This window comes from Paraburkholderia sp. GAS32 (genome assembly GCF_050434225.1).
GTDB classification, from domain to species: Bacteria; Pseudomonadota; Gammaproteobacteria; order Burkholderiales; family Burkholderiaceae; genus Paraburkholderia; species Paraburkholderia madseniana.
In genome coordinates this window covers 63,609-75,714 of sequence record NZ_JBNPVS010000013.1, presented here as the reverse complement: position 1 = coordinate 75,714, position 12,106 = coordinate 63,609, and the positions used below count along the sequence as shown (strand labels likewise).

Genomic DNA, 12,106 nt, shown 5'->3' with positions numbered 1-12,106 from the left:
GCTCAGAAAAGAAACACTAAAAACAACAAGACCAAGGCAAAAAGCCGGGCATCAGGTAGACGACGGCGACTTCCTCGGCATCCCAAACCCACCGAGCAACGCAGCCAACGGCTGCTTGGAAGTCGACTTCTGCGGAGCAGCAGCAGACGAGGCAGCCGCCTCTTCAACCTTCCTCACAGACGCTGCCGAAGGCTCATAAGGCTTGAGGAAGAAATCATCCACAGGCTGCGCACGATGATGATGCGGCCGATCGAACGAACCCGAGGACGAAGCCCCCGAACGCCGGCGACCGCCCCGCTCGTCGCGGCCCTCTGCACGGCCATCCACGCGCTCGCGCCGCGGCGGACGCTCTTCATGGTGATGCCGCACCGGCGTATCGACAGTCAGGTGTTGCACTTCCAAAGGCCGCTTGATCAGCTTCTCGATGTCGGCAAGCTGCTTGCGCTCATTCGGGCTGCACAGCGACAACGCATCGCCGGAAGCCCCAGCACGCCCGGTACGGCCAATCCGGTGCACATAATCTTCCGCATTGAACGGCAGATCGAAATTGATCACGGCGGGCAGCTCGGCAATGTCCAAACCGCGCGCAGCGACGTCGGTCGCCACCAAAGCCTCGATCTCGCCACGCTTGAACGCATCCAGAGCCTGCATCCGTTCATTCTGGGTCCGGTCACCGTGAATCGCCGTAGCGATCACACCGTCGCGCTCCAGGCTGCGCGCCAGCCGGCTCGCGCCGATCTTGCTGTTACAGAATACGATTACCTGCTTGAGGCCGCGGTCGCGAATCAGCTTAACGACAGCGCCGGTCTTGTCGCCCTCGGCCACTTCATAAACGATCTGCGTCACATTGGTCGCAGTCGAATTGCTGCGCGCGACTTCGATGGTCTGCGGGTCGCGCAGATACGTGGCGGCCAGTTTCTTGATTTCGCCCGAGAACGTAGCCGAAAACAGCAGCGTCTGACGTTCCTTCGGCAGCAGGTTCAGGATGCGCTGCAAATCCGGCAGGAAGCCCATGTCGAGCATCCGGTCGGCTTCGTCGAGCACGAGGATCTGCACCTGGCCGAGATTGGCGGTTTTCTGTTGCACGTGATCGAGCAGACGGCCTGGCGTCGCGATCAGAATTTCGACGCCGCGGCGCAGTTGCTCGGACTGCGGATTCATATCGACACCGCCGAACACCACGGCGCTGCGCAGCGCCGTGTGCTTCGCGTACGACTGCACGTTCGCCGCCACCTGGTCGGCCAGTTCGCGGGTCGGCGTGAGGATCAGCGCGCGCACCGGATGGCGGGCGGGCGATGCGCTCGTGCTGGCCTGCGGCAGCAAGCGCTGGATGATCGGCAGCGAGAAGCTCGCGGTCTTGCCGGTGCCGGTTTGCGCGGCACCCATCATGTCCCGGCCGGCCAGCACGACGGGAATCGCCTGCTCCTGGATCGGCGTAGGGATGGTGTAGCCCGATTCTTTGACGGCTTTCAGGATGTCGGGCGCGAGACCGAATTGATCAAAAGTCGCAGTACTGGGCGTGACGGCTGTGTCGGACATGGTGGCTTTCGCTAAAAATGCGCTTGGCGCGGTGCGCGCGGCAGCGGTCGGAACCGCAGAGGGCATCAGGATGAAGGCGGAGCCACGGCGTTCCGCACGGGACCCGTCAGTATTACGGGAAAAATGCGGCCGGCTCCGGCCGGCGGAAACACCCGCCGGAAAGGCCGGTATTGTAGCACTTCAGCAAAAACACTCATGGCGCATCTGCCGGCTTTCTGCTTACGTCGACGAAAGCCGGACGGCGAGCCGCTCACCAGACCGTCGGTGCCGGCTCCGAAAGGCGGCCTGCGAGGGTCGGACCGCCTCGCTGGCAGCGTAGTGCGCGCGTGCGACAGATGCATGACAGTCCGGCTCAACCCGACCCTGCCACAGGATGCCCGAACGAGGGGGCACGGACCACCGCACACCACGACGGGGCCCGAATCCCTGTAGATGAAGCACAGCCCCGGCAGGCGCCCGCATCATCGTCGTGCGCCGCCGCACCGCCCCGTCACCACGTCTCGCGCATCACCATCAAACGCATCTCGGTCATATCCTCGATCGCGTAGCGCACGCCTTCGCGCCCGAGCCCGGAATCTTTCACGCCGCCATACGGCATGTTGTCGACCCGGAACGACGGCACGTCGTTGATCACCACGCCGCCCACGTCGAGCAGATCCCACGCGCGGTGCGCATGGGCGAGCGAATCGGTGAACACGCCGGCTTGCAGGCCGAAGTCGCTGTCGTTGACAGTAGCGAGCGCCGCGTCGAAATCATCGAAACGCTCCAGAATCGCGACCGGGCCGAAGGCTTCCTTGCGGTAGAGGTCAGTGTCGCGCTTCACGCCTTCGAGCAGCGTGGCCTCGAACATCGCGCCCTCCACCCTGCCACCGGCGACGATCTTCGCGCCCGCCTGCACCGCGCTTTCCATCCAGCCGGCGAGACGATTGGACTCCGATTCGGAGATCATCGGCCCGACAAAGGTCTTCTCGTCCTTCGGATCGCCCATGATCAGCGACTTCGTCTTCGCGATCAGCTTCTCGCGCAGGGCATCGTAAATCTTCGCGTGCACCAGAATCCGCTGCACGCCGATGCAACTCTGCCCCGACTGATAGAACGCGCCGAACGCCAGCCGATCGACCACATAGTCGAGCTTGCCGCCCTGATCGCCGTCGACGATCGCCGCCGCGTTGCCGCCCAGTTCCAGAATCACTTTCTTCTTGCCGGCCTTTTTCTTCAGTTCCCAGCCCACCGCGGGCGAGCCGGTAAAGGACAGCAGCTTGAAACGTTCATCGGTGGTGAACAGATCGGCACCGTCGCGATGCGCGGGAAGAATCGAGAATGCGCCTTTCGGCAGGTCGGTTTCCGCCAGAATCTCGCCCATGATGAGCGCGCCGACCGGGGTGCGGCTCGCCGGTTTCAACACGAACGGCACGCCTGCCGCGATCGCCGGCGCGACCTTGTGCGCGGTCAGATTCAGCGGAAAATTGAACGGCGAGATAAACGAACACGGACCGATCGGCACACGCTTCACGTAGCCGTGGTAGCCCTTCGCCCGCGGCGAAATCTCCAGATTGATGATCTCGCCGTCGATGCGCACCGACTCTTCAGCCGCCACCTTGAACGTGTCGATCAGACGCGTGACCTCGCCCTTCGAGTCGTTGATCGGCTTGCCCGCTTCGATACATAGCGCGAGCGCCAATTCGTCGTAACGCTCGCGAAACCGCTTCACGCAATGTTCGAGCACGGCCTGACGCTTGAACGGTGGAAACGCGCGCATTGCCGGCATCGCTTCGACGGCATAGCCGATCGCTTTGTCGATCGCCGCCGCGTCCGCCATCGCCACGCGGGTCGCCACTTCGCCGCTGAATTTATCCGTGACTTCGAGATCCGTGTTGGCCGCCACCGCAATGTTGGCGAGGTAGTACGGGTAAGTCTTGTTCAACATGACGCGTTCTCCTTGATCCAATGCCTGACATCAGCCATGCAGCCGGCAAGTGCTATGTCTCGTTGCCGCACATGGCCGCACCATTCATAGTTGGGCGCTCAGCCGCTTGATCTCGCGATTCAGCACACGCTCGTTGTCCGAGTAGTCGATCGGCAGATCGATCACATGCACACCGGGCGTCGCGAAACATTCGCGCAGCAGCGGCGCGAATTCCGCGGCCGATTCAATGCGATGCCCCTTCGCGCCGTAACTCTGCGCATACGCGACGAAATCCGGGTTGCGCAGCGTCATGCCGTAGTCCGGAAAGTTCATGTTTTCCTGCTTCCAGCGGATCATGCCGAACGCGTCGTCGCGCAAAATCAGGACCACCAGATCGAGCTTCAGACGCACTGCCGTTTCCAGCTCCTGCGAATTCATCATGAAGCCGCCGTCACCGCACACCGCCATGACCTTGCGGTCGGGGTGCACGATCTTGGTCGCGATCGCCGACGGCAAGCCGGCGCCCATCGACGCCAACGCGTTATCGAGCAGCAGCGAATTCGGTTCATGCGCGCGGTAGTAGCGCGCGAACCAGATCTTGTACATGCCATTGTCCAGACACACGATGCCGTCCACCGGCGTGGTCTCGTAGACGTCGTTGACGATCCGCACCGGGTACATCGGGAAACGGTCGTCGTGCTGGCCTTTGACCAGATGCTCCTCGAAGTGCTGCTTGATCTCCTTGAAACGCGTGAAATCCCAGTGTTCCTGACGCTCCTTGAGGCTTTCCTTGAGCTGCCACACCGCGTTGGCGATATCGCCGACCACCTCGATCTGCGGGAAATACACCGTATCGACTTCCGCGCCGAGAAAGTTGACGTGAATCACCGTCTTCTCGCCGGCGTCGCCACTGCGCATGAAAAACGGCGGCTTCTCGATCACGTCGTGGCCGACATTGATGATGCAATCCGCGTGGTCGATTGCGCGGTGCACGAAGTCACCGTCGGACAAGGTGGCGTTGCCGAGCCACATGGGATGCGATTCGTCGATCACGCCCTTGCCCATCTGCGTCGTAAAAAACGGAATGCCGATCTGGTCGACGAATTCGCGCAACATCTTGGTGGTGGTCTTGCGGTTGCCGCCCGCGCCGATCATCAGCAAGGGATGCTTCGCTTTCGTGATCGCCTCGACCGCGCGCGCCACGGCCTTTTCCTCGGCAACGGGGCGGCGGCTGAAGCTCTTCGGAATCGGATGGCCGTCGCCCTCTTCGTGCGCAACGTCTTCAGGCAATTCGAGGTGCGTGGCGCCCGGCCGTTCTTCCTCCGCCTGACGGACCGCTTCGCGCACCGCGGCCGGAATGTTGGCGATCGACACGATCTGCCGCGTGTACTTGGTGAGCGGCTCCATCATCCGCACCACGTCGACGATCTGAAAATGCCCCTGCTTGCTCGATTTGATCGGTTTTTGCCCGGTCACCATCAGCATCGGCATGCCGCCCAACTGCGCGTACGCGGCAGCGGTCACGAAGTTGGTCGCGCCCGGTCCGAGGGTGGCCAGACACACGCCGGTGCGACCGGTGAGGCGTCCATACGTGGCGGCCATGAACCCGGCCGCCTGCTCGTGACGCGTGAGAATCAGACGAATTTTCGAGCGGCGCAGCGATTCGAGGAGATCGAGATTTTCTTCACCCGGGATGCCGAACACGTACTCGACACCTTCGGCTTCCAGCGATTTGACGAACAGGTCCGATGCTTTCATGGAGGGTCTCGCTTGATGAAACGGACGCGGGCCATGAGCCCGCCCGTTGAAGTCCAATATCGGACGATCGAAGACGACGACAACCGCGCGAGCCTTGCGCGGCCTGACATAACGGCGACAGCGACGACACTGGCGACAGCAATGGCAGCGGACACAGCGGATGCCATGCCGGACAGCTTACTACTCGAACGGAAAGGATGCGCGCAGGCGGGCAGCGCCACAAGGCAGAGACAAACGTAAGGCGAGGCAGGCGGCGTGTCTGAAGAAAGCCGCCGCATCATGCTCAGCGATTGATGGTGACGCAGTCGGACAGCATCGGCGGGGCGTTTTCGCCGTCCGTCGCGTCGTAGAGATCGGCGCGCGGACCCTTGGTCCACCAGGTGTAGCTGCCGGCCTGATACTTCGCGCCGGAAGCCGAGATCGTGTTGACGAACAGCAGTTGCTGGCCCTTGACAGGCACGAGCGCGAAGCTCTGGCCGTTCGCCGTGTTCCAGTAGGTCACTTGCAGAATCTTGCCGGTCGCGCAGGTGTATTTATGCGTCTGGCGATTCTTCGCCTGAATATCGGCGAGGTTCGATGGCGCGGCCCATGCATTGCCGTACAGCGCCGCAAGACCCGCTGCCGCGGTGACTGCAACAAGCCATTTCTTCATTCGATGCCTCGATTGTTGTTGCACATCAAGCGTGGGCGGCGCGCCTTGCGTTGCGGCTGTGTTGCACGCCCGGACCGCTCATGACCCCATCGCGAACCGGTCGTGGATTGCTTATGGATCGATCACCTCGGCGCAAGCGTCGGTCGGCGCGGCAGCGACGTGCCCGACCAGCGGCACGATCTTCAGTCCAGCCGACGCCACCCGGCACGGCGCAGCGGCGAGGCCGCACCCTGTCATCCCCGCACACAGCGCAAGTATCACACCCAGTGCGCCGAGACGGCCGAAGCTTCCAGACCGCATGTTCTTGCGGGATTCCAGGGGCATACGTACCTCTACTTCAACAAACTTCAATGAGTCGGGTTTCGCGCGCGGCGGGTTTGCGCGGCGCGCGGGTACTTCACACTTCACGGCACATCGACACGCTGCAGCGCCGCAAGGCAGCGCTTTGACGCGCCTTACTTCGTGGAAACCGGCCGCACCGCCGCCGCGGCCTGCTTCGCGCGCGAGCGTGCTTCTTCGGTCGTCTCGCCAGTGGCCAGCGCCACGCCCATGCGGCGCTTGACGAAGCTCTCCGGCTTGCCGAAAAGCCGCAGATCCGCATTCGGCACGGCCAACGCCGCCGCGACACCTTCGAAAGCGATCGCCGTTTCGTCCAGTCCGCCGTAAATCACCGCCGACGCGCCCGGCGCCCGCAGCGACGTATCCACCGGCAAACCGAGAATCGCGCGCGCATGCAGTTCGAACTCCGAGAAGCGTTGCGAGCACAGCGTGACCAGACCGGTATCGTGCGGACGCGGACTCACTTCCGAGAACCATACGTCATCGCCACGCACGAAAAGTTCCACACCGAACAGGCCCCTGCCGCCCAATGCCGCTGTGACCTTGTGCGCCACTTCGCGCGAACGTTCCAGCGCGAGCGGGCTCATCGGCTGCGGCTGCCACGATTCGACGTAGTCGCCCGCCACCTGCACGTGCCCGATCGGGTCGCAGAAATACGTGCTGACTTCGCCGCTCGCCGGATCGATCGCGCGCACGGTGAGTTGCGTGATTTCGTATTCGAAGTCGATAAAACCTTCGACGATCACCCGGCCGTGATTCACGCGGCCACCCGCCATCGCATATTGCCAGGCGGGTTCGACGTCCGCGTCGCTCTTCAGCACCGACTGCCCCTTGCCCGACGATGACATCACCGGCTTCACGACGCACGGATAGCCGACTTTGGCGATGCCCGCGCGCAGTTCCTCGAGCGAATCGGCGAACGCGTATGGCGAGGTCGGCAGGCCGAGTTCTTCAGCGGCCAGACGGCGGATGCCTTCGCGGTTCATCGTGAGTTGCGTGGCGCGCGCGGTGGGGATCACTTCGGCGAGGCCGTCGGTTTCGATGGCGGCGAGTGCATCGGTCGCGATGGCTTCGATCTCGGGGACGATCAGGTGCGGACGTTCCTGTTCGACGAGCGCGCGCAAGGCGGCGCGGTCGGTCATGTCGATCACGTGCGAGCGATGTGCGACCTGATGACCCGGCGCGTTCGGATAACGGTCGACGGCGATCACTTCGACGCCCAGCCGTTGCAGCGCGATGATCACTTCCTTGCCGAGCTCGCCGGCGCCGAGCAGCATGACGCGCGTGGCGGATTCAGAAAGGGGCGTGCCGATCCGTTGGCCGATCTGCATGGGGTCTCCAGATAAAAGTCGGATGAGGGTGGGATTAGGTGGAACACGATGTTAACATGCGCACCCCGATGCGCACCCCGCACCGCACCCGATACGTCGACGTCGCGCTCGCGTGCGGCGTGCCGAGTGCGTTACCCTTACGCCTTCGCCAGTTTGAAGAGGACCGACGCCATGCTCCAAAGCTCCTCCGCGCGAGGTGTTGCGCGCTTCATCCCGTATGCGCGCACGGCCATCGCCGCGTTGAGCGTCGCCGCGCTATGCAGCGCGTGCGCCATCCCGAAGCACCCCGACTCGGAAGCCGCACCGCCCGATCCGTTCAACCCGGCCGCCACCCAGTTGCTCGACGACACCAGTTGGGTACTCACCGGCTGGAAACAGGCCGACGGCACGGCCCGCGCGATTCCGTCCGCGGATCAGGGCGCGCCGATCACGCTCCTGCTCTCCACCGACAAAGGCCAGCGCCACGCCAGCGGCTTTTCCGGCTGCAATCGCTACATGGGCTCGTATGCGCTGAAAGACGGCAAGCTAAGCTTCGGCACCCTGGGCGGCACGCGCATGGCGTGCGCGACGCCGGGCGGCCAGATCGAAGGCTCGTATCTCGACGCGCTGAACCACATCGACCGCACTGGCGTGCAGATGCGCGCGCCGCAGCAGATGCAACTGGTGCTCGACAACGGCGACACGCTCACATTCGACCGCAGCGCCAAGTGATCGGTACGCGGTTCGTTCCATTTGGCGCAGGCATACTTGCGTCTGCCTTCGAAGCATCGGGCTTCGCCGGTTAAACTCGACGGATTGCGTTCTTGCGCGTCCGTCATACGTTGATGTCTAGTATGCACACGGTAGTTTTCGGCTGGTTCGGCGGGTCGGCCGTCTGGTTCATTCCTCTTTTCTGGCGCCTCGTGAAGTCGGTGCTGCCGGGCGGCGCAGGTTTGCGCGGCCCCGGCACGATCCGCCTTTGGCTCGGCTTCGTCTGCGTCCTGGTGGCAAGCTGCGCGCTGGAGGCGTCGTTGATCGGCGTGGCCGGCGTGAATGGCTTCGGCCATGCGCTGGCGGCGGGCTTCGGTCATCTGCTCGGACACATCGGCACGCCGCTCGCGGCGCTTGCCCTGCTCCTGATCAGCCTGCCCTGGCTGATCGACTTCCGCTGGCGCGACGTCGCCGTGTGGGCCGACGGTGCATTCGGCCTCGGCTTGTCCCGCGGCCTCGCGAAACGCGACGAGGAAGCGCGCCGCCATCGCAGTGTCGATGACGGTTTGCCGTCGCACGTATCGCCGTCCACCAATACGATGGCGCCCAAAAGCAATGGGCGTTATGCGCGCCCGACCGTCTGGCGGCCGCCGGCGAGTGGCCGCGGCGCGGCTGCGGCGGGTGCGGCGGGTGCGGCGGCGGCCAAGGACGCAGCGGCGCGTGGCGCCGGGGCGAGCTGGCGCGCCGGCGCAGTGAAGACGCGCAACCAAGCCACGCAGGCGGAGCCGGTGCTGCGTACGTCCGCCGCAACGCCGCCGCGCCAGGCGCCACGGCAAGTGCCGACGCAGACGACGACGCCGACACACTTGCAGAACGCGGACAGGACCGCATGGATGCCGGCCGAACCAGTCGCGCCGGCCGGATGGTTGCGTGATTCGGCAACGGCGCCGCGTGCGCCCGCATCTGCAGCCGGTTCGCCAGCGGGATCAGGAACGACAGCGACTCCGGCTCGCGATGGCGCATCGCAGGTTGGTCGGCGCTCTGCTGGCGAGCAACGTCCGGTGGGATCGTCGGGCTCGGGCGTGGCGGGTGTGGCGGGTTTCGGGGGCGCAGTCGCTGCGCCGGCTGCTGCGGCGCAAGCGGCGCACGCCTTGGCGGCAACGCGGATGGTGTCAGGCTCGGTAGCCGGTTCGGCGGCGAACGCCTCGGCTGACGCAGGCCGTCCGTCGACGGCGCCGGGTTCAGCCGCCAGTGCAGGATCTTCGGGAAGTCGCTCGACGGCTGCCCAGCAGCCGTTCTCGCCCGCTCCGCGCGCGGACACTAACACCGCGCCGGCGCAGACAACGCGGCGTCCGGCTCCGTTCAGCACGCCGGCTCCGAGTTATACCCGGCCGATGGCGACCGAGCAAAAGGTCACGCCGCCCGCCAGCGTCCAGGAGACGCTTCGCAGCATCGCGGAAAACGCCGCGCGCTGGACCGACATTGCCGGCGTCAGCCTCGCGCGCAGCAGCGGCGCGGAAAACGCGATCGTCACGACGACTCTGGACGCTCTGACGGGTACCGAGCCACCGGTCGAGGCTGGGCAATCGGACGTAGCTTCGTCTTCACATGCGAACGAAGCCGAAATGGCCGCGGTGCCGGATGTAAGCGCGCCTTTGCAGGACGTAGTCGAGGCTGCGCCGGACCACCATGCAGCGACGCAATCGCCCGTCGAAACGCCGCGAATCGAAGGCGCCTCTGAAGCGCCGGTCGAGGACGATACCGAGCCTGTCGTGCAATGGCCGATTGAACCGCCGGTTATCCAGGCGCCGTTGGTTGCGACACACACGCCAGCCACGCAGTATGCAGCGCCGGTGCCAACGCCAACGCCATTTCAAATCTTCGCAGCCCAACTGGAAGCCAGTGACGCGCAAACGGACGTGCCGCCGTTCGTCGAAGACGAACCGACGCAAGCGCACAGCGCGACGTCCGTGCCGGTTGCTGAAGTCGTCATCGAAAAACCGCTCGCGCCCTGGGAAACCAGCATCGATGCTGTCGCGCCAGTCGACGCGGCAATGACGAACGCCCCTGCCCTATCGGATGTATCGGACGCATTGGAAACAGTGGACGTAGCCGACGATTTGAACCCGTCGGCCGCCTCGGACGCTTCGGCCATCGTTGCCGCAGTAGAACCGCAAAGCGCCGTATCGCACGCGTCGAACGTGGTTCGTTTCCCTGGCTTCGCAGTTCAGGCAGCACCAGCGACCTCGGCCACCATCGTCGACGAACCCTCGACCGAGCGCACCGACCCTGCAGACCCCGCTGAACCCGCCGAACCCGCAATCCAGCGCACACCGCTGCGCGGCCACATCCCCGCCAACGGCTTCGAATTCCGCGCGCCCGCGGCATCGATGGTCGAGCTGCCGACGCTTGATCTGCTCGCGCGCGCCGACACCGACGTCGAACCCGTTTCGGAAGAAAAGCTCATCGAAACCGGCCTGCTGATCGAGCAGCGTCTGCAGGAATTCAAGGTGCCGGTCACCGTGGTCGGCCATTCGGCCGGCCCGGTCATCACGCGCTTCGAAGTCGAGCCGGCGCTCGGCGTGCGCGGCAGTCAGATCGTCGGCCTGATGAAGGACTTGTCGCGCGGCCTCGGTCTCACGTCGATTCGCGTGGTCGAAACGATTCCCGGCAAGACCTGCATGGGCCTCGAGTTGCCGAATGCCAAGCGGCAGACGATCCGCCTGTCCGAAATCCTCGAAGCCAGCGTCTACCAGAACTCGCATTCGCAATTGACGCTGGCGATGGGCAAGGACATCACCGGCCATCCGGTGGTCGCCGATCTGGCGAAGGCGCCGCACATGCTGGTTGCGGGCACAACGGGTTCGGGCAAATCGGTGGCGATCAACGCGATGATCTGCTCGCTGCTTTACAAGGCGACGCCCGAAGAAGTGCGGCTCATCATGATCGATCCGAAGATGCTGGAACTGTCGGTGTACGAAGGCATTCCGCATCTGCTCGCGCCGGTCGTCACCGACATGAAGCTGGCCGCCAACGCGCTGAACTGGTGTGTCGGCGAAATGGAAAAGCGCTACCGTCTGATGTCCGCGGTCGGCGTGCGCAACCTGCCCGGCTTCAATCAGAAGATCCGCGATACGGAAGCCAAGGGCAAGAAGCTCGGCAACCCGTTCTCGCTGACCCCGGATGCACCCGAGCCGCTGGCGCCGCTGCCGCTGATTGTGGTGGTGATCGACGAGTTGGCCGACCTGATGATGGTCGCCGGCAAGAAGATCGAAGAACTGATCGCGCGTCTCGCGCAGAAAGCGCGCGCCGCCGGCATTCACCTGATTCTGGCGACGCAGCGTCCGTCGGTGGACGTGATCACCGGCCTCATCAAGGCGAACATTCCGACGCGCGTGGCGTTCCAGGTGTCGTCGAAGATCGACTCGCGCACGATTCTCGATCAGATGGGCGCCGAATCGCTGCTCGGCCAGGGCGACATGCTGTTCCTGCCGCCGGGCACGGGCTACCCGCAGCGCGTGCACGGCGCGTTCGTCGCCGACGAGGAAGTGCACCGGATCGTTGAGTATCTGAAGCAGTTCGGCGAACCGCAATACGAGGAAGGCATTCTCGACGGCCCGGCCACTGAAGGTGCGTCGCCCGATCTGTTCGGCGACACGCCGGATGCCGAAGCCGATCCGCTTTACGACGAAGCCGTCGCCTTCGTGGTGCGCACGCGGCGCGCGTCGATCTCGTCGGTGCAGCGGCAATTGCGCATCGGTTATAACCGCGCGGCGCGTCTTGTCGAGCAGATGGAGACGGCGGGCCTGGTGTCTGCGATGGGCATCAACGGCAGCCGTGAAGTGCTTGCACCGGGACCGGCGGAATAAACGGGACCGGCCGGTAGCCACC

Annotated in this window: 8 protein-coding genes; 2 read left to right on the top strand and 6 right to left on the bottom strand. The window is 64.4% G+C overall.

What is annotated here, in order from left to right; all coding sequences use genetic code 11:
- Positions 1 to 51: 51 nt before the first annotated feature.
- From P3T25_RS17685 to purT, 6 genes are all read right to left on the bottom strand, one after another.
- Positions 52 to 1,539: a DEAD/DEAH box helicase gene (locus P3T25_RS17685; RefSeq protein WP_097393560.1), complete on the bottom strand. Its 1,488-nt coding sequence runs from the start codon at positions 1,537 to 1,539 to the stop codon at positions 52 to 54.
- Between the two features lie 490 nt (positions 1,540 to 2,029).
- A complete protein-coding gene (locus tag P3T25_RS17680; RefSeq protein ID WP_154562167.1) occupies positions 2,030 to 3,466 on the bottom strand; it encodes an aldehyde dehydrogenase family protein in 1,437 nt (478 codons plus the stop codon).
- Between the two features lie 84 nt (positions 3,467 to 3,550).
- A complete protein-coding gene (locus P3T25_RS17675; protein ID WP_154562165.1) occupies positions 3,551 to 5,203 on the bottom strand; it encodes an acetolactate synthase large subunit in 1,653 nt (550 codons plus the stop codon).
- Between the two features lie 283 nt (positions 5,204 to 5,486).
- Entirely contained in the window at positions 5,487 to 5,855 is a 369-nt protein-coding gene (locus tag P3T25_RS17670; protein ID WP_154562163.1) for an MliC family protein, read from the bottom strand.
- 111 nt (positions 5,856 to 5,966) lie between these two features.
- Positions 5,967 to 6,179, bottom strand: coding sequence for a DUF6726 family protein (locus P3T25_RS17665; protein ID WP_154562161.1), 213 nt, complete (start codon positions 6,177 to 6,179; stop codon positions 5,967 to 5,969).
- 131 nt (positions 6,180 to 6,310) lie between these two features.
- Positions 6,311 to 7,525, bottom strand: coding sequence for a formate-dependent phosphoribosylglycinamide formyltransferase (gene purT / locus P3T25_RS17660; protein WP_154562159.1), 1,215 nt, complete (start codon positions 7,523 to 7,525; stop codon positions 6,311 to 6,313).
- Between the two features lie 171 nt (positions 7,526 to 7,696).
- On the opposite strand from purT, the gene P3T25_RS17655 reads away from it, so the two are divergent.
- Together P3T25_RS17655 and P3T25_RS17650 are read left to right on the top strand one after the other, a co-directional pair.
- Positions 7,697 to 8,236 (top strand): META domain-containing protein, encoded by a 540-nt coding sequence (locus P3T25_RS17655; protein WP_429358534.1) that lies wholly within the window; start codon positions 7,697 to 7,699, stop codon positions 8,234 to 8,236.
- A 122-nt stretch (positions 8,237 to 8,358) separates the two neighbouring features.
- A complete protein-coding gene (locus P3T25_RS17650; protein WP_429358533.1) occupies positions 8,359 to 12,084 on the top strand; it encodes a DNA translocase FtsK in 3,726 nt (1,241 codons plus the stop codon).
- Positions 12,085 to 12,106: the final 22 nt, after the last annotated feature.